This is a genomic window from Methylotenera versatilis 7 (assembly GCF_000799165.1).
Lineage (GTDB): Bacteria > Pseudomonadota > Gammaproteobacteria > Burkholderiales > Methylophilaceae > Methylotenera_A > Methylotenera_A versatilis_A.
The window spans coordinates 459,912-477,830 of record NZ_JUGF01000001.1 but is presented as its reverse complement, the minus strand read 5'-3'; the positions used below and the strand labels follow the sequence as shown (position 1 = coordinate 477,830).

At 43.0% G+C, this 17,919-nt stretch carries 16 protein-coding genes; 5 read left to right on the top strand and 11 right to left on the bottom strand.

Annotated elements, in window-relative coordinates; all coding sequences use genetic code 11:
- Positions 1–250: 250 nt before the first annotated feature.
- The 6 genes from K370_RS02070 to K370_RS02045 all read right to left on the bottom strand — a co-directional run bounded on the left by K370_RS02070 (position 251) and on the right by K370_RS02045 (position 5,646).
- The gene (locus K370_RS02070) at positions 251–1,240 is read right to left on the bottom strand and encodes a zinc-dependent alcohol dehydrogenase family protein (RefSeq protein WP_047537637.1); all 990 of its coding nucleotides are present in this window, start codon (positions 1,238–1,240) and stop codon (positions 251–253) included.
- A 36-nt stretch (positions 1,241–1,276) separates the two neighbouring features.
- Positions 1,277–2,299 carry a zinc-binding alcohol dehydrogenase family protein gene (locus tag K370_RS02065; RefSeq protein WP_047537633.1) on the bottom strand — a complete coding sequence of 341 codons (1,023 nt, stop codon included), beginning with the start codon at positions 2,297–2,299 and terminating at the stop codon, positions 1,277–1,279.
- Positions 2,300–2,347: 48 nt separating this feature from the next.
- Positions 2,348–3,310 carry an LLM class oxidoreductase gene (locus tag K370_RS02060; protein ID WP_047537631.1) on the bottom strand — a complete coding sequence of 321 codons (963 nt, stop codon included), beginning with the start codon at positions 3,308–3,310 and terminating at the stop codon, positions 2,348–2,350.
- A 111-nt stretch (positions 3,311–3,421) separates the two neighbouring features.
- Positions 3,422–3,727 carry a putative quinol monooxygenase gene (locus tag K370_RS02055; protein ID WP_047537628.1) on the bottom strand — a complete coding sequence of 102 codons (306 nt, stop codon included), beginning with the start codon at positions 3,725–3,727 and terminating at the stop codon, positions 3,422–3,424.
- Between the two features lie 74 nt (positions 3,728–3,801).
- Positions 3,802–4,971 (bottom strand): iron-containing alcohol dehydrogenase, encoded by a 1,170-nt coding sequence (locus K370_RS02050; RefSeq protein WP_047537625.1) that lies wholly within the window; start codon positions 4,969–4,971, stop codon positions 3,802–3,804.
- Positions 4,972–5,040: 69 nt separating this feature from the next.
- Positions 5,041–5,646 (bottom strand): TetR/AcrR family transcriptional regulator, encoded by a 606-nt coding sequence (locus tag K370_RS02045; protein ID WP_047537622.1) that lies wholly within the window; start codon positions 5,644–5,646, stop codon positions 5,041–5,043.
- 619 nt (positions 5,647–6,265) lie between these two features.
- Between K370_RS02045 and K370_RS02040 the strand changes: the two genes are divergently transcribed.
- On the top strand, positions 6,266–6,571 hold the full coding sequence (locus K370_RS02040; protein WP_047537620.1) for a DUF5710 domain-containing protein: 306 nt from the start codon (positions 6,266–6,268) through the stop codon (positions 6,569–6,571).
- A gap of 372 nt (positions 6,572–6,943) precedes the next feature.
- On the opposite strand, the gene K370_RS02035 is transcribed toward K370_RS02040, so the two are convergent.
- The gene (locus K370_RS02035; RefSeq protein WP_052185136.1) at positions 6,944–7,474 is read right to left on the bottom strand and encodes a DUF2380 domain-containing protein; all 531 of its coding nucleotides are present in this window, start codon (positions 7,472–7,474) and stop codon (positions 6,944–6,946) included.
- 624 nt (positions 7,475–8,098) lie between these two features.
- Between K370_RS02035 and K370_RS02030 the strand changes: the two genes are divergently transcribed.
- Positions 8,099–8,335 carry a hypothetical protein gene (locus K370_RS02030; protein ID WP_047537619.1) on the top strand — a complete coding sequence of 79 codons (237 nt, stop codon included), beginning with the start codon at positions 8,099–8,101 and terminating at the stop codon, positions 8,333–8,335.
- A gap of 502 nt (positions 8,336–8,837) precedes the next feature.
- On the opposite strand, the gene K370_RS02025 is transcribed toward K370_RS02030, so the two are convergent.
- The 4 genes from K370_RS02025 to K370_RS02010 form a co-directional block, all read right to left on the bottom strand.
- Positions 8,838–9,707 (bottom strand): SDR family oxidoreductase, encoded by an 870-nt coding sequence (locus K370_RS02025; protein ID WP_047537617.1) that lies wholly within the window; start codon positions 9,705–9,707, stop codon positions 8,838–8,840.
- A 192-nt stretch (positions 9,708–9,899) separates the two neighbouring features.
- Positions 9,900–11,990: a catalase gene (locus K370_RS02020; RefSeq protein ID WP_047537616.1), complete on the bottom strand. Its 2,091-nt coding sequence runs from the start codon at positions 11,988–11,990 to the stop codon at positions 9,900–9,902.
- Positions 11,991–12,040: 50 nt separating this feature from the next.
- Entirely contained in the window at positions 12,041–12,529 is a 489-nt protein-coding gene (locus K370_RS02015; protein ID WP_047537612.1) for a hemerythrin domain-containing protein, read from the bottom strand.
- A 145-nt stretch (positions 12,530–12,674) separates the two neighbouring features.
- Entirely contained in the window at positions 12,675–13,649 is a 975-nt protein-coding gene (locus tag K370_RS02010; RefSeq protein ID WP_047537609.1) for a hypothetical protein, read from the bottom strand.
- Positions 13,650–14,061: 412 nt separating this feature from the next.
- Between K370_RS02010 and K370_RS02000 the strand changes: the two genes are divergently transcribed.
- The 3 genes from K370_RS02000 (at position 14,062) to K370_RS01990 (ending at position 17,594) form a co-directional block, all read left to right on the top strand.
- Positions 14,062–14,460, top strand: coding sequence for a hypothetical protein (locus K370_RS02000; protein WP_152603131.1), 399 nt, complete (start codon positions 14,062–14,064; stop codon positions 14,458–14,460).
- Between the two features lie 299 nt (positions 14,461–14,759).
- Complete coding sequence (locus K370_RS01995; RefSeq protein ID WP_047537601.1) at positions 14,760–15,716, top strand: sensor domain-containing diguanylate cyclase; 957 nt, start codon at positions 14,760–14,762, stop codon at positions 15,714–15,716.
- Between the two features lie 627 nt (positions 15,717–16,343).
- Positions 16,344–17,594: a PQQ-dependent sugar dehydrogenase gene (locus K370_RS01990; RefSeq protein ID WP_047537598.1), complete on the top strand. Its 1,251-nt coding sequence runs from the start codon at positions 16,344–16,346 to the stop codon at positions 17,592–17,594.
- The last annotated feature ends 325 nt before the right edge of the window (positions 17,595–17,919 follow it).

Below are 17,919 nucleotides of genomic sequence, written 5' to 3'. Positions count from 1 at the left end.
CTTTCTCTTTAGAATTATATGAGCTGTTAGAATAACCGACTCTAATCGTCCCTTAACTGACCTTCAACAGTTGAATGCATGAGCACCGTCAGGCGTCCCGCTAAAGGGTTAGGGTGAGCTTGCTAAACAAAATCCACCATTAACGCCCCCAGATTCTATGTTTGTATACTTTCATCGTGGAGGCTTCATTTCGGCACTCAAACGTGACTGCCCAACCGACTGCAAAGCGCCTATGCAGTTGCTAATAGCGCTAAACTGTCACCACAATTTTGCCGATCTGCTGGTTGGATTCCATATAGCGGTGTGCTTCGACAATCTGCGCTAGCGGAAAGGTTTTGGCCACCAGCGGTTTCAGCTTGCCTTCAGTCAACCCTTGCACAATGAAGGCTTTGGCGCGTGCCATGCGTTCAGGATGAGTGCTGATTTCAAATAGGGTATACCCGCGTATGGTTAATTGCTTGGCGAGCACGGGGAACAGCGGCAATGGCGTCGGCTCTGTACTTAGCGCGCCATACTGGAAAATAATGCCGCTTTGGGCTGTCGCTTCTGCCAGTTTGCTGATGGTCGGCCCGCCAACCGGATCGAACACCACGCGTGCACCTTTATTATTGGTAATGCGGTTCACTTCGGTCACCAGGTCTTGTTCTTCCGTCGCAATCACATGCTTGGCACCGGCCTTGAGCAAAGCCTCGCGCTTGCTGCTGGTGCGCGTCAAAGCAACAGGAATGGCACCCAGCAGATTGGCAATCTCGATAGCTGCCACACCCACGCTACTGGATGCCGCCGGAATCAGCACAAACTCACCGACTTTGGTATCGGCAAACTCCACCAATGCGCCGTAGGCAGTCATATATTGCATCCAGATGGCGGAAGCTTCCGGCCAAGAAAGTGATGGTGGATGCTTGACCACGGCAAATGCGGGCACATTCGCCAACTCACCATACACGCCATACTGATTCTGCGAAAACGCCGGAACCGTGCTGACCGCATCACCTATCTTGAAATCAGTCACATCCTCGCCCACCGCATTGATTAAGCCTGCCGCCTCATAGCCGAGCCTCGCTGGCAGTTGCGGTGTTTCCAGATACTGACCATTGCGAAACATGACTTCGGCACGATTGAGTCCGATGGCATGCACCTTGATCTGCACCTCACCCTTGCCTGGTGAGGCGACTTGTTCATCTGCTATCTGTAATACTTCTGGCCCACCGGTTTGGTGGAATCTGACGACACGTGACATTTCTATCTCCTGATAATGAAAAAAATAGTATGAAAATCAAGCCCAGACGCTCAACACGATCTTGCCTATGGTGCCACCTGCTTCGAGCTGAGCGTGCGCCTTACGCAGATTGGTAGCATTGATGGGTGATAGGGTTTCATTGAGCGTGGTTTTCAGCACACCCTCATCCACCAGATTGGCAATGCGGTCGAGGATAAGGTGCTGTTCTGTCATGTCGGCGGTCTGAAACATGGAACGTGTAAACATCAGCTCCCATGCGAAGGTCGCGCTCTTATTCTTGAGCAGATTTAGGTCCACCGGCTGTGCGGTTTCGACAATCGAGCAAATCTTGCCTTGCGGCTTGATGAGCTCGGCCATGACAGAAAAATAGCCATCGGTATCGTTGCAGCAAAAAATATAATCTGGTTGGGGAATGCCGATTTCGCGCATTTGCGTCACTAGGTCATGCTTATGATTGATGACATACTGTGCGCCCAATTCCTGCACCCAGCGTACGGTCTCAGGCCGCGATGCCGTGGCTACCACGGTCAATCCCGCCAGTTTGTTAGCGAGTTGGATGGCAATCGAACCCACGCCGCCCGCACCGCCTATGATAAGCAGGTTTTTATTGCGGTTCTGCGCTATATCAAGCGCAATGCCCAGGCGGTCGAACAGTGATTCCCAAGCTGTCACTGCGGTCAGCGGCAAAGCTGCCGCCTGCTCAAAACTCAAGCTCTGCGGCATGTGCCCGACTATGCGCTCATCTATGAGCTGGTACTCGGCATTGCAGCCCGAGCGCGTGATGTCACCCGCATAAAACACTTTGTCGCCAGTCTTGAACAGCGTGCAATCTGGCCCGGCTTCGACGACTTCACCAGCGGCATCCCAACCTAGAATTTTGGGTGTTATTTCCAGCTTGTCTTTAGGCTTACGTACCTTAGTATCGACAGGGTTGACTGCAATGGCGTGGATCATCACCAGAAGATCGCGACCGGTTGCCACGGGTTTGTGCAATTCGACGTCCATCAGTGATTCAGGATCGCTGATAGGTAAATATCTGGTTAATGCAACGGCTTTCATGGTGTCTCCTGTTTTAGTGGCGCAGGCATCCTCGCCTGCGCTTATGTGTCACATAAATTCTGGCAGCACGAACTCTGCCAGTTCCTGCAGCACTTCGTCAGCTGCACGTTTTCCATATTTCAAATTGAATATCAAGTGATCTACACCAATGCGTTTGCTAGCACGCAGATGCATCAGCAAGGCATTCCTGCCGAGTCGGTGACCCAGATGAATAGGCGTTGCTGCTTCATTCGGGCTGTCGGCAAGATCAATAAAATAAGACTGTGTAAATGGTTTGTATTGTCCTGGTAGTTCTGCTTCAACGGAATCACGCCAGCGCTGCACCACCTGCGCCTGCGCTTCTATGCTACGCGGGTAGCTCATCCAGCCGTCGGCATTGCGCGCGATCCAGCCCAGATCCTGCTGACTATGTCCGGTAACTAACAAGGGCACATGCGAAGCTACCGGCTTGGGAATGACATCGGCATGTTGCAGATGGCCAAAGCTGCTACTTATTTGCGGGTAAAACTCTGACCAATATATCTTAAGCAAATCGACCTCTTCGCGAAACATCGCCCCTCGCGACTCAAAATCCACATTAAAGGCTGGGAACTCCACCATCCTATCGCCTGTAGCTATGCCAAGCAGCAAGCGGCCATTGGACAACTGGTCTATGCTGGCGGCGGCTTTGGCGATATGTATCGGGTGGCGCAATGGCAGAATGATGGATGCCGTCAATAGTGCGACTTCTGTGGTCTGCGCGGCCATATAACCGAGATAAACCCAAGGGTCGAATACCTGACCGACATCGCCAAAATTCGGGTCGCGCAGGGGCACATCGCGAAAGCCTAGGCTGGAAAAACCGGCTTTTTCGGCCAACTGTGCCAGCGCTACCTGGTTGTGCATGTTCGGCTGATCACGCTCGAAGGCCTCGATTGGGAACATGATGCCCAGCGTGAGTTTGCCTTGTTGGAATACACGTTGCCAGCCGCGGTTGGTTGTCGGCGATTGATTTGGATTAGGGGTATACATTATGCTCTATAAGAAAAAAACTGGCACACCCACAAAGGGGGAAGAAAGCGATGCGCCAGTATAGGCTCGATATAACTAGGGAAGGAGCTATATACCTTGCCAAAAACTGATTTAAGCCTGGCCTTTGACTGCCAGTAAATCAACGGTTTCGATCACCGGCATCTCAGCCAGCAAGTCTGTGGCATTCGCCATCAGTGCTTCAGCGATTTTACCGGTCAAATGAGCTTGTCGACCATGTTCATCCATAAAAGTGTCAAAGATACCAAAGGTGGCTGGGCCGAATTTGAGTGCGTACCAGGTAGCGGTTTCTGGCTCATTTTCCACCAGCGGTAGTGCGGATTTCAGAAATGCTTCCAGTGCTGCTTCCTTGCCTATCTTGGCGTGCAGACGTACATACAGTGCTAACTTTTTGCTCATGATTGCTCCTAATAAAAAATAAGTACAAAGGTGGTGAATTCGCGATATCGCGCTTTATCCACCCTATTAAAAATTTAAATACTGGCTTCCAGCACTTCCCTGCTCTTATCCAGCGTCACATCCTCATGCTCACCGAGTTTGACCATGCCATGACTTTCAAGCTGTGCCAGCAGGGCAGGAATGGCATCCGCGCTGATGTTGTAGGCGGATAAGCGCGTAGGCACGCTGAGACTCTCGAAAAAAGCGCGGGTATTCTGGATGGCCGCTTCGATGCGAGCATCCTCTGACCCTTCACTGATATGCCAGACGCGCTCGGCATATTGCAGCAGCTTGGCGCGCTTGGATTCGCGACGCACGCTCAACATGGTCGGCAGGATAATAGCGAGAGTCTGTGCGTGATCCAATCCATGCAGCGCGGTGATCTCGTGGCCTATCATGTGCGTCGCCCAATCGCTGGGCACACCGGAGCCGATCAAGCCATTCAAGGCCAGGGTGGCGACCCACATGAAGTTGGCCTGAGTGTCGTAATCCTGCGGATTGGCCAGCACCTTGGGACCAACCTCGATAAGGGTCTGTAGCAAGCCTTCGGCAAAGCGATCCTGCACCCGCGCTTCCACCGGGTAGGTCAGGTATTGCTCCATGATGTGGGTGTAGGCATCCACCACGCCGTTAGCCAACTGGCGCGGCGGCAGGGTGTAGCTCTTGCTCGGGTCTAGCACGGAGAACTGTGGAAACACATGCTCACTGGAGAAATAGAGCTTGTCGTGCAAGCCAGATGCGGTTTCGGTGCGTGAAATCACCGAGCCGTCGTTCATCTCCGAGCCTGTCGCAGGCAAGGTCAGCACAGTGCCATAAGGCATGGCCTGTTTCACATTGGCACCGCGCTGGAGCAAAATCTCCCACGGGTCACCCTCGGCATACACCGCCGCCGCGACAAACTTGGTGCCATCAATCACCGAGCCGCCGCCGACTGCCAGCAGATAGTCCAGCCTATTTACCTTGATTTGGGCGACGGCTTTCATTAGGGTCTCATAGGTAGGGTTTGGCTCGATGCCGCTGAATTCCTCGACATAACGCCCGCCCAGCGCAGCTTTGACTTCATCCAGCGTGCCATTCTTCTTGGCGCTACTGCCGCCGTAAACAATCAATACGCGAGACTCAGCAGGCACCAGCTTGTCGATTTCGGCGACCTTGCCCTTGCCGAAAGCGATGCGCGTCGGGTTGTAAAAATCAAAATTCAGCATCAAAACTCCTTAAAAATTACAGTTATTAGACCAGTCGGCTAGTGTTCGGCCAAATAAAAAAGATCGTACTCAATTAAGCCCCAATCTCGCTTTCGTGGCATTCATGGCGCATTCCAAGGCTGCACGCGTGCGGCCTACCTTGGTCAAAAGCGTTGCGCCTATCCACATATAGTAGATCTCTGCCGTGACAGTTTTTGCATCGAGGTTGGCGGGGAATTCATCTGTGCGTATACCTTCTTGCACGCAATGAGTGAGGCAGGCTATTACCCTGTCGGTGCCATTTTTCAGTGTGAGTCGCATGGATTCGGAAAGATCCGTCACTTCCGCGCTCAATTTAACGACCAGACATTTATCCGTTGTGGCATCACTAGACTGCGTATCCAGCCAGAACTGGAAAAATCCCAGCAGGCGGCTGGAATTAGTGCTGCCGTCATCTTTAAGCATGTGCTCTAACATCTGCAGGTAGTCGTCAAAGTAATCTTTGAGCAAGGCGTTGCCAAACTGCTCTTTAGATTTGAAATAGTGATAAAACGAGCCCTTGGCCACACCTGCGGTGGAAAGTATCTCGTTGAGGCCGACCGCAGCAAAGCCCTTGCCGAGGATGATGCCCTTGGCTGTATCGAGGATTTGCTGACGCGTATCGCCAGACTTTATGATTGGAAGTTCATTACCCATAAGTGCATTATTGCATTAATTAGACCGGTCGTCTAGTTATGCCATTAAAAAAGCTTTCAATTTACTTTGCGAAAATCTAAAAAGAATTTGCTTGGGAAGAGGATGAATGATAAATCTCTAGTACTTGAAAATTCACAATTCGCTATATTTTTTATTGGTATGGGATTCATTGGTTTTGTAAATCTTCATAGGTTATTATGAAGGTCAGCTTTGGGCCGTATTAAGTCATTAAAAAAATTAATATTTCAGGTTGTAACTTCTTAGAAAAATTATTCGTGTTTTTTAGTCACAGAAATACACATTAGAAAGAATTTTTTAATCACAATCGGTTTAGGTTCACTGATTGGCAGTGATAACTCGTTGATTCGTTTTGTTTTTTAGAGACTTATACAAGAAAATTAAAGCTTCAAGGTTCTACATAGGTTCAAAAAGAGATTTGTGAGATAATGGCATTCAGGAAATTTATTAGAAATCTTAGGCTTTCAGATACATAATTTGGAGTAGTGTCCTACTGTTAATCCGTGTGTCCCTGGTTCGAGCCCAGGTCGAGGAGCCAAATAAATAAAGAAGCCCTGCAGAAATGTGGGGCTTTTTTTGTTTTAGGAAATAGCTCATAAAAATGAATGCCACATCTAACATTAGTCTAAAAGTACCATTCAACGAGAAAGACCAAGCTAAATCATTGGGTGCACGTTGGAACGCCGAATCAAAACACTGGTATATACCGCAAGGCATCGATGTAGCACCCTTTGAAAAGTGGTTAACAAATTCCCCGGCTATAGACCCCACTCCATCTGCGTCTAAGCCTGTCACAAAATATAATACAGATACTACCGCACGGGATCAGTCATTTGATGACGACCTAGATGCCATTAACGCAAAATTACGCGATGCCTATGAACCGCGTGATGGTGATGCATTTTAGTACTTCATGCTTAGCCGTCAAGCGCATGCGACTTCTATTGCTACTACGGAACATCTCGCAGAGTGGACGCGCAATTAAGCTATCTTTGGTAATTAAACAAAAAACCTGCAACTGAATGAAATAAGCCCCTAAATTTAGGGGCTTATTTTAGGTTTTTAAATTGATTCTAGGTAAGCAAATATCCACTTTTGGATGATATCTAACTATCTACATGAGCCATGCAAAGTTAATAATAGTAGCGTTTCTTACGTTCACCGCCAACGCTAATCTAAGCCTTCTTCCGGCCCAAAGCTACCTCGTAGTACCAATAAAATCTGATGGTTGTTAAATTTAAATACGCTATATAAATGAAGATTTATTACCTTAAAGCATTCATTTTTTCTCGTCGAAGCTCTTAATTGCAGCTGCAACGGCTTCTGCCATTTTCTTTGCAGTATTTGCAGTCGTGTTTTGGTCTGTCCATGAACTCTCCAATTGAAAAGCTTTGGCCAGTACTACTTTTTTCAGCTTAGCATCGACAAGCAAAATTCTTGGGTAGACAAATAAGTATGTAGGTTTCAGCGCTACGTTTATTAGCGCGTAATCGGCTCCACTTTCTGTAGCCACTTCCGCAACATATTCGATTTGGTCAAATAAATAGGTGGGTGATTGATTTTGGATATCGGCTTTCAACTTGTCGGCCACAGGTACAATATTTACACCTTTCTTCTCTAAAACTTCTTTATAAGTCTTTGTTAGATAACTGATGCGCTCTAATTCCTGTGGTGCATTCGGAAGATCTGTTAAATCGTTTAGTTGAAAGTCTAAGACCATGACTTTAGAAGACGCGGCTGCGTTCGCATAGTTTAGGACAGGAAAAATGATACTGAACGTTACAGATAAGAATATTGTTAGATATTTCATGATGACTCTCAAGAGTGTTGCTTAAGGAATAGGATATATGTTTAAGCCAAATATATACAGACCAGTATATACTGACAACAGCTCTATCCACTAATGCAAATTAAAAGCCAGCATTCCTCCAACGGACCATTTACTTAGACATAAGGTTGATTCTACGAAGTTGAGTTTTTTGAATGACCGTTATGGGGGTTGTGGCCAACTGACGCAAAACCACCTAATCAAACCATCTATGTTAAGCAGAGGTATAGAAAAATTTATTTTGCTGAATAATCCTACAATTTAATCAGACAAATACTTACAAACCAAACTCAAACAAAAGTATAAAGTGCAACTGTCGAGTTTGATAAATCCCTAGATTTGACCTCAATACACGACACTACGGCAGCCTCTACATCTATGCTGCCGTTTTCTTACTCGCATCTAAGTTGCTGAATGTTGGGTTAACGTTTGTAGCTCATATGAATATATGTTTTTTACATTAGTATTTAAAGGTATACAGTGAATTGCTGCAAGATTTTGAATTTTAAGGTTTCCAGAGCCTTAAAAACACTTCAAATTATTAAAGTTTACGATCCTGCAAAGTACTAATTAGCTTACTTTATCTTTATTCTAGGAGTAAATTTTATGCTATTTGAAATGTACAACGAACCAAATCCCGAGCAACCATCAGTTCCAGAGTGGCACTGGCAGTTAACCAAAATTTGCGGAAATATTGTTATTGCTAAAAGTGCTGTTAGCTTCAAGACCAAGGAAGAATGCGAAGCTAACATTCTTTTAGTTACGCTGACTGATCATAACACTCCCATTGTCGAATGCCATGCAAAGCCTGATGGATTATTGAAGTCTATGAAGTTTCTATAGGAAGAAACCGCATAACATTGTTATAAGCTAACTAAGCCATCTTAAAAGTTTAATGATATTTAGAAACAATCTAAAGAGCTATATTTGCTTAGAATAAGATTAGAGAGTCATCGTCCTAAATGCTTGAACTTGATTCTAAATTTATTTTTTTCGCAAAGTAAAAAATAATTAAACCAACAAAAATACATAGTGCGATAAAAGTATAAATACCTTGCCATCCTAGAAAGAACATTACTTTCTCCTTTGTTATATTTAGACATAACTATGAAAGTTTCTCGACATAATAAATGTAGGGATTGTTCTGGAAAATATGTAAGGTATGGATGACGTTCAAGATATCTATCTTTGAAATGCAATTATTTTGTTTGATACTCCAGATTCAGTCATAAACTGACTAGCGCTTAATAAATCCTTACTTAAAACCAATTTAAGAGCCATTTTTACAATCTTTTCTGGCTCCTTATCCTCTTATTAAGCATTTATCGCCTCCATTTTTAATATTTTAGGTGTTAATAATTTCACCTCCATTTGGGTGAAGGACTTGACCACTCATATATGAAGAGTCATTTGAGGCAAGAAAAACATAGCAAGGCGAAACTTCACTTGGTTGGCCTGCTCTTCCCATAGGCGTATTTGTCCCAAATTTTTTAACTTCTTTAGCCGAAAATGTTGAAGCGATCAGAGGTGTCCAAATAGGCCCCGGAGCCACCGCATTCACGTAGATACCTTTCTTTATAAGCTGTTTAGAAAGCGACCGAGTGAGTGTAACGATTGCACCTTTAGTAGCAGAGTAATCAATTAAATGATCACTGCCTCGATATGCTGTAACTGAGGCTGTGTTAATAATGCTGCTGCCTTTTTTTAAATGGGGTATGGCCGCTTTAATAATGTGAAATAGTGGGAATATATTGACGCGGAAAGTATCGATTAATTCATCGGTTTTAATCTCTAAAAAATCGTCCTGCGGAAACTGTTCGGCTGCATTATTGACGACAACATCAAGCTTGCCAAAATACCCGATTGTTTTGGTGATAATTGATTTGCAGAATTTTTCTTCGCGTAAATCGCCAGAGATTAACAAGCATTCTCTACCAGCATCCTCTACTAATTTTTTAGTTTTTTTGGCATCAATATGTTCATTTAAATATTGAATAACAACATTGGCACCTTCTACAGCATAGGCTATTGCGATTGCTCTGCCAATTCCACTATCACCGCCAGTGATGATGGCTACTTTGTTCTTCAATTTACCACTGGGACGATAGTCTTTTTTAATGTACTCAGGTTCTGGCGTCATCTTGCTCTCTAACCCAGGATTATGTGTTTGATGTTGAGCAGGAATTGTTTTCTTTTGAGTGCCCTGTTTATCCATTATTCATTCTCCTAAAGTCATAACCATAATTTATTGAATTAAGAATATTTATAGGAAATATGATTACTCTTATGTAGGGGGTTGATTACGCTCTGAAAGTTAATGCAATACTACTTAAAACCCAATTAATCAAAGAACTTGGGCAGTTGCATCTCACTTATCTAAAGCTAATATTTAATGAGCATCTAAATATCAAGCTAATGTTCGAACTGATTTCTCTCTATCAAATTGGCGCGTTTTTGCTGCGGAAATAAAAGCCTCTATATCTGAAGCATTTATCACACCTTTATCGGCAGTAATGTTTGCTTTATTAACTAAGACTTCGCCTCCATTATCTACAGCAATAGCTTTTAAATGACCAAATGCATCGCGGATAAAATCGATTACAGCAGATTCCGTAGAGAGTGTTTTTGCACCTTCATTGGAGAGAATGATTGCTACAGCATCAAATATTACTGAAGGTGTTCCAGCAAGCTGTCCATCAACTGCGTGAATAGAGCCATCACTTAATTTTGCACCGCCAATTTTTGGCCCAACCACTTTGACACTTGCACCAGCCTTGATTACAGCCTTTTTGATACTATTAATCACAGTTGCATCTGAGCCATCTGCAACAAGAATGCCGATTAAACGTCCTTGCAAGGTGTTTTTCATTTTTCCGATAGTTTGCAATGCTGGTGATGCTGGCATTTCTTGTACTTTTGCAGCAGCTTTTGGTGCGTTTGGCATCTTATCCAATCCCAATCCTTTAGCTACTCTATTCGCTAGGTCTTCTGATATATGCAGTAAATGCGCAACCATTGCCACTCTAATGTGTAAATGTTCCACTTTAGATAGCTCAAACACTAATGCGGACGCAATGTGCGCCTGCTCATAGCTTGTCTGGCTAATAAAAAACTGTCGTGCTTGAGAGTAATGATCTGCGAAGCTTTCTGCCCTGACTCTGCCTTTATCTCCAGACTCGTTAACAACCGCGCTATGAAAGCCTTTTGGTGACTCACGTGGAGAGTCTGTAGATAAGGAGTTAGGTTCGTAAGCAACTCTGCCAGTTGGCTGGTCCATCTGCATATGGCCATCACGTTGATGGTTGGCAAAAGGACATTTTGGCGCATTAATTGGTATCTGGTGGAAATTAGCTGAACCCAAACGGGATAGCTGAGTATCTAAATAAGAGAATAAGCGACCTTGTAAAAGCGGGTCGTTGCTGAAATCAATGCCTGGTACAACATGTGATGGGCAAAATGCGACTTGTTCTGTTTCTGCGAAGAAATTATTTGGCCAGCGATCAAGTACCATACGGCCAATCACTTTCAGCGGAACAAGCTCTTCTGGAATTAGTTTAGTAGCATCTAGATGATCAAATGGGAATTTATCCGCTTCTTCTTGGGTGAAAAGTTGCACGGCAAATTCCCATTCTGGAAAATCACCCGCTTCAATCGCTTCAAACATTTCACGCCGCAAGAAATCTGGGTCAGCACCAGCTATTTTAACCGCTTCATCCCATATCGTAGATTGAAGGCCTAGTTTTGGGCGCCAGTGGAATTTTACAAAAGTAGAGTCGCCACTTTCATTAATCAAGCGGAAGCTATGTACACCAAAGCCTTCAATCATGCGTAATGAACGTGGAATTGTGCGGTCGGACATGATCCACATCACCATATGCATGGATTCGGGCGTGAGCGAGATAAAGTCCCAAAAAGTATCATGCGCAGTAGCAGATTGTGGAAAACCACGATCTGGCTCCATTTTTACAGCGTGCACTAAATCAGGAAATTTGATTGCATCCTGAATAAAGAAAACTGGAATATTGTTACCCACTAAATCCCAATTACCCTCTTGCGTAAAAAATTTAATAGCAAAACCGCGTACGTCACGTGGCGTATCAACAGAGCCAGAGCCGCCAGCAACAGTTGAGATGCGTGTAAAAAGTGGCGTCTTTGTACCAACTTCCGTCAGTATTTTTGCGGTTGTGTATTTTTGTAACGAGGTTGTTAACTCAAAGTATCCATGAACACCAGTTCCGCGCGCATGAACGATACGCTCAGGGATACGTTCATGATCAAAGTGTGTGATTTTTTCTCGTAAGATGAAATCTTCTAATAACGTTGGGCCGCGAGGATTGGCTTTAAGCGAATTTTGATTATCAGAAATCCCTACTCCTTGATTAGTCGTCAATAAGGAATGATCGCCACTAGCGAGCTGATGAACCTCTCCACCATTTCCTAAATGAGTATTGCTGGAAGATGCTTTGTCTTTATTGCTTACTGACTTTTCGTTGCTCATAGAATCACCCTAAAAATGAAACTTACATTTTAAAAAGTAAACAGTTGGTATTAAGCTTTCTCAGCAATCAACTCTTGCTTACGAGCCGTGATTTTTTCGCCCAATTCCACCATATCCAGATTTGTCGCCTTCGCTTTCGGAAACATCTCGTTTTGCTCTTCTTTCACATGATGCTTCACATATTCACAAAGCACCTTTACTTTGGCGTCGTACATTTCTCCATCCGGCTCTTTGCCTTCAATTTGTGCAATAAGCGTTTTCAAGCTCGCATGCTCTACTGTCGCTTCAGGAACAAGCTCGTGATCTTTTAATGCCTTTTTAACCGCAGGATAAAAAATCTCCTCTTCTACTTGCGCATGAATACTCAACTCCATACAGATTTGAGCCACTAATTTCTTCCTCATGGCCTTTGTGGATGCTTTTTCATATTCATCAAACAGCTTGCTAACAAGTCTATGATCAGCAATGAGTAGTTTGATAGCTTCCTGAGATTTGATTGGAGCAATAAATTTCCCAGTCTTACCTTGTTCAGTTTTCATCGCACACTTTCCTTTTAGGAATACTCCATTTAATGAACGAATAGAGCGATTAAGATAATGAGTGGAATAGGCACACCAAGAAAAAATAATAATAATGAACGCATAATAGTCTCCAGAATGAATAGAAGGGATTAGTTAAATACGATTAAACATCACGCTCTCGACCACCCCAGGTAGCCGCAAGGCTTGCTGAAAACGCTCCCATCAGCAGTGAAACAAACAACCACAATGTTGCGTAGATAGTCGCTTTACGTGCTTTTTCGGCTGCCTCTTTCGCGGCTACTTCAGCATCCGCTTTCTGTTTCTGTAAGTTGTTATAAATATCATCGACGCGTTTTTCAGCCTCTTGCTGAGTCAAACCGGTATTCTTTAAAATTAGTTGGCCGATATAAGACATATCTGCTGCTGGCAATGTTTTTGCATCCATTGAATGAACAAAGATTCGTGTCACTTCTGATACTAGGGTTGTTTTTTGAGGCGTGCCAGTTGTGGCACTATCTTCTGTAGATGACTCAATGGGCATATGCATATTTGGTCGAAACAGAGCGTCAACAAAATATCCTAGCCCCTCAGTGCCTGACTGTATTCCATGATCAGAATTGCCAGATTCACCCGAAGCAACACCTGTCACAGTGGCAGCTACTGCTCCGCCAGCCAAACTGGCTGCGGCCTGTGTACCGCCACTAACAATGGTTCCGATTGCAGATGTAAGTAAGGCGGCAGTAGCAAGTGATGCAACAGCCCAAGATAGAAAACCATGTGCTGTATCGCGGAAATAGACTTCATCCGCATGCGCGCCAGCCCATTTTGCTCTTAGCCTTCCCGCTAGATAACCACCCATACCAGCTGCAAGAATTTGAGTAACCGTCAGCCAAACAATGGTAGAGATTCCAAATGCACCCGCACTAACACCTTTTTGCGCCCAGGGTGAAACAGATGACAGACCCAAACCCGCGCCCAAGAGTAAGAGGATTAACGATAATGCGGCAGCTGCTGTGGCTCCTGCCAATATCGCACCCCAAGAAACGGCACTAGCATTTAACGGGCTCTTATAATAATTTTCGGCTGAAGGTTCGCCAAGAACTAATTCTTCTGAGTATGTTTCATTGGATAGTGCCACAATTAACCTCCATTAAAGGGTGAATTTATGGATTGAGTATTGCACTATTTACTTCATGACTTTGTTAGTTAGCTAACATAATATTGGAATAAATCCAAAACTTGAGTCATGGTTAGGTATTACTCAAAACTTACATAGGACATATCAAGCAAGCCTATCCAGTGGAAAACTGACATCAATTGATAAGCAATTAAGATGCAGTCCTTGATATAAGGTGGTATAAATCAACCCTAATAATAGCTCATCTGTGACGTACTTTAATGCGTAATTCAACTTAAACGTTGAATGTCCGTTATGGGCCGAACTGCTTAATAATTGTTGCATTTGCTCGGCTTTAAAATAAGTTGTGCATTTAGCAATATGTAACTCTAATCATGAAAGTTATAATCATTACAAAAAAAGTGATATTAATATGATTAACGTTGTTTGTTTTTGTGGCTTCCTTATATTGGCCATTATTCATTTGTACTTTAGTCTCGTACAAAGAACCATCCTCCAAATTAGTAGATCTGGTGATTTGCCAGTCTTAACCGGTGCGTTGATGACGCCAAGCTATTTTGTCATCGCGCTACCGTTGACCATTATCAAATGGGGCATTCTTATTTACTGGGCATGGAAAGGATCAGCGGCGTTGGCGTTATTATTTCTTGCCATATTTTATTTGGCCAATGCTATGTTGCCAATTCCAGCAAAACTTACGCTTCCTCCTATCAGAACACAAATAGAACGAATAAAAGCGCGGGATAAAGAAACAGGAGAAATTTTAAGAGATGCGACCAATATTTGGGAAATGCGTGGTCGGCGTTTCTAAAAGCACCTTATATTTTTTATTTATTAATTAAAGAAGATTTTTTAAGCACAATCGATTTCGGTTCATTAATAACTAGCAGTAACTCATTTATTAATTTTGTTTTTTAGAGTTCTCTGCGGAGTGTCACGTTCAAGAAATAGTTAGAGAGATGCATTATTTTTAATATTTCACAGTTCACTCATCTATCATTCGCGATTGTCCTCGAATATAATTTCTCGTAAACCAGCTTTAGATATTTGCAACTAATTTCCCAATTGTGTTTCGTATATAAAGTATTAAACATAAGTATCAGGAAAAAGATGCAACAACCGGCCACTCCCCCTAATGAAAAAATTCGAATTGATACATTAGTGTCACTGGGTATCCTTGACTCTTCGCCGCAAGAACGCTTTGACCGAATAACACGACTAGCTAAAAGAATGTTTAGAGTGCCTGTAGCGCTTATCTCTTTGATAGATACAGATCGCCAGTGGTTTTTATCGTCACTTGGTTTGGATGTCAAAGAAACTTCTAGGGACATTTCTTTCTGTGGACATGCAATTTTAGGTGATGAGGTATTTATTGTATTAGACACAGTACTTGATCCAAGGTTTGTTGGTAATCCACTTGTTACAGGCTCTCCTAACATTCGTTTTTATGCGGGATGTCCGATTAGTGCCCCAAACGGAAGTAAATTAGGAACGATTTGCTTAATTGATCAATCACCGAGAGACTTTAGTGATGAGGATGCAGAGCTGCTACGCGATCTAGCTCGTATGGTAGAACAGGAAGTCGTCGCAATTCAATTGGCTACAATAGACGAATTAACAATGATTTCTAATAAGCGCGGGTTTGAATCACTCTCGAAGCGCGCACTATCACTGTGTAACAGAATGGGATTCTCAGCATCTTTAATGTTTATTGATCTTGATAAATTTAAATCTATCAATGATAAATATGGTCATGCCGAGGGTGATCATGCGCTTCGTGAGTTTAGTCACCTATTAAGAGAAACATTTCGAGATTTCGATGTAATTGGCCGTATTGGTGGTGATGAGTTTGCCGTACTACAAACGAAATGTTCGGCAGAAGAATGCAAAAAAAGCTTGGAACGTTTGCAACAAAATGTTTTAGATTACAACAGAAAATCAAACAGAGGATATGACATTGAGTTTAGTATTGGTTCTGTAGAGTACGACAATCAAAAACATGAGTCAATCAACAATATGGTTGCCGATGCAGACAGCTTAATGTACAAACATAAAAAGCTTAGATAAACTTTTTGTACACTTGATAGAGTATTTTCTGGCAAATCAAGTTTGAAGTAGAAGGAACACTGACTGGCGCGATGTCTTGCAATTGCTCTTTCTGTCAACGTAAAGGCTCACTCATGTGGTTCGTCCCGCGAGATAATCTTAGACTACTGCACACCAGAAGAGAACGCCAGCACCTACGAGTTTAATGACATACAGGAAATTTATTAGAAATCTTAGGCTTTCAGATACATAATTGGGAGTTGCGTCCTACTGTTAATCCGTGTGTCCCTGGTTCGAGCCCAGGTTGAGGAGCCAAATATTAAGCCTCTGACAGAGATGTTGGCGGTTTTTTTCGCTCTGCAATTCTTATTCCGCTCTGCAAAAATTACTTGAAGAAATAAAGCTCTTATTGATAGCGAACATATATCGACTAAAAATCGATAATGAATTGTGAGCCACCATTAGGTGGCTTTTTTTGTTAACATTTAAGTTGTAAATCTAATTACTTTAATGAAGACTTAATCAAAGACTGCAACGCATTTCTTAATAAATGTAGTTTTAGTGCGGCGATGCCCAACTGTATAACGATTATTAATAATCAATATTCAAAGTATTCTAATCTAAATTAAAAAAACATCTGAGGTATGAATGCAGAAAACTGTTCTGTTTGTAGTGGTATTTCTTCTCACTTTTCAAAGCTCTATCGCAACATCTGAGCAATCTAACCCTTCCGGCACAACCAGTAATGATATGAATCAAAACGTGCCTACGTTATTAATAACTGATGCTCCCCAAGTCGAAAAAGAGCCTGTTCGAATTCAGTCAGTGTTCGGCACTTCAAACCTCAAAGTATTTGCTTTGCCATTTGAAGATGGTTACCCAATGGGGCCTTTTGAGAAGCTTGATACAGCACAATATCTTTTTATAAGTAAATGCGGAGATATCCATTTTGCGAAATTGGATAGCGAAATGGTGTTAACGAAAACCGGCAAGAAATTGTCCAAGTTTATCCCTGGCAGTGAGAATTCTACTGAAGAAAGTGATGCCAAGAACGTGGTGTATTGTAAAGACTTATCTGGGGTTAAGGATTCGTTACTGATCAATCATTCACTTTTTGTCGCCTATACCGTTTGGGACGATCAATTTAATGGCGTCAGGTTAGCTGTATCTGAATTTGAACTAGATAAAGAGGGTTACGAACTTATCTTCAAAAGAGAAATATATTTAAGCCGACCCGCTATCAAAGAGCCCATATTAGGTCATCAAGTGGGTGGGAAGTTAGCTATTGGGGAAAATGACTACACGCTATATTTAAGTATAGGGGATTTTTCAAAGCCGGAGCGCGTACAAGACAACACTACGTCTATCGGCAAAGTCATTCGTATAGATTTAAAACGACTCAATGCTGAAGTCTTTGCGTCAGGTCTTAGATCACCATCAGGAGGACTTATGTATGATCGAGAGTCGAATGAGCTTTGGTTAACTGAGCACGGCCCTAGAGGCGGAGATGAGATCAATCTGATCAAGCGAAATAAGAATTATGGGTGGCCCATTGTGAGTTATGGAACCATTTATGAAAGAGATGGAATGGGCAATTATTATGGCAATAAATTTAACAGCCATGAGGGTTATGAAAAGCCTGTCATGACATTTCTACCATCCATAGGAATCGGTCCCATTGCTAAATATGCCAGCACTGGAAAAAACGACTATTGGGATAATAATTATTTTTTTGCCGGTATGGCCTCTAAAACCCTGTATCGGGCTAAGAAAGAAGGAGCGAGTTTTGTTTATGCCGAGCCCGTATTAACTGGGTATAGGATTAGAGCGCTTAAAATAGACCCTCAAGGAAGTTTTTACATAAGAACAGACGATAACGAGTTTCTCATATCTGAATAAAACAATTGAATTGAGAGTATTAGCCAATCGAACTCAAACAATCCGTGGATTTCTGGTTCGATCTCAGGTCGAGGAGCCAAATTCTAAGCGGGTTTCAGAACATATCTGAAACCCGTTTTTTATGTAGTTCACCAGTTTTTACCACTATTTACTCTTTACTCCCCTATTTTTGTCTCAACGTATTATGATTAGTAATTTAGATACATAGACTTACTTGAATATGATTCCATATTATTTTTACATTAATAAGAAAAAATAGAGTTAACTTAATCCATGTATCCGGTCAAAATTAAAATTCAAATTCAACATGGTAACGGCATTGCCT

Coding starts and splice junctions, on each gene's coding strand:
- K370_RS01990 (WP_047537598.1), top strand. CDS start 16,344: ATGCAGAAAACTGTTCTGTTTGTAGTGGTATTTCTTCTCACTTTTCAA.
- K370_RS02000 (WP_152603131.1), top strand. CDS start 14,062: ATGATTAACGTTGTTTGTTTTTGTGGCTTCCTTATATTGGCCATTATT.
- K370_RS02015 (WP_047537612.1), bottom strand. CDS start 12,529: ATGAAAACTGAACAAGGTAAGACTGGGAAATTTATTGCTCCAATCAAA.
- K370_RS01995 (WP_047537601.1), top strand. CDS start 14,760: ATGCAACAACCGGCCACTCCCCCTAATGAAAAAATTCGAATTGATACA.
- K370_RS02045 (WP_047537622.1), bottom strand. CDS start 5,646: ATGGGTAATGAACTTCCAATCATAAAGTCTGGCGATACGCGTCAGCAA.
- K370_RS02055 (WP_047537628.1), bottom strand. CDS start 3,727: ATGAGCAAAAAGTTAGCACTGTATGTACGTCTGCACGCCAAGATAGGC.
- K370_RS02035 (WP_052185136.1), bottom strand. CDS start 7,474: ATGAAATATCTAACAATATTCTTATCTGTAACGTTCAGTATCATTTTT.
- K370_RS02050 (WP_047537625.1), bottom strand. CDS start 4,971: ATGCTGAATTTTGATTTTTACAACCCGACGCGCATCGCTTTCGGCAAG.
- K370_RS02065 (WP_047537633.1), bottom strand. CDS start 2,299: ATGAAAGCCGTTGCATTAACCAGATATTTACCTATCAGCGATCCTGAA.
- K370_RS02030 (WP_047537619.1), top strand. CDS start 8,099: ATGCTATTTGAAATGTACAACGAACCAAATCCCGAGCAACCATCAGTT.
- K370_RS02025 (WP_047537617.1), bottom strand. CDS start 9,707: ATGGATAAACAGGGCACTCAAAAGAAAACAATTCCTGCTCAACATCAA.
- K370_RS02070 (WP_047537637.1), bottom strand. CDS start 1,240: ATGTCACGTGTCGTCAGATTCCACCAAACCGGTGGGCCAGAAGTATTA.
- K370_RS02020 (WP_047537616.1), bottom strand. CDS start 11,990: ATGAGCAACGAAAAGTCAGTAAGCAATAAAGACAAAGCATCTTCCAGC.
- K370_RS02060 (WP_047537631.1), bottom strand. CDS start 3,310: ATGTATACCCCTAATCCAAATCAATCGCCGACAACCAACCGCGGCTGG.
- K370_RS02040 (WP_047537620.1), top strand. CDS start 6,266: ATGAATGCCACATCTAACATTAGTCTAAAAGTACCATTCAACGAGAAA.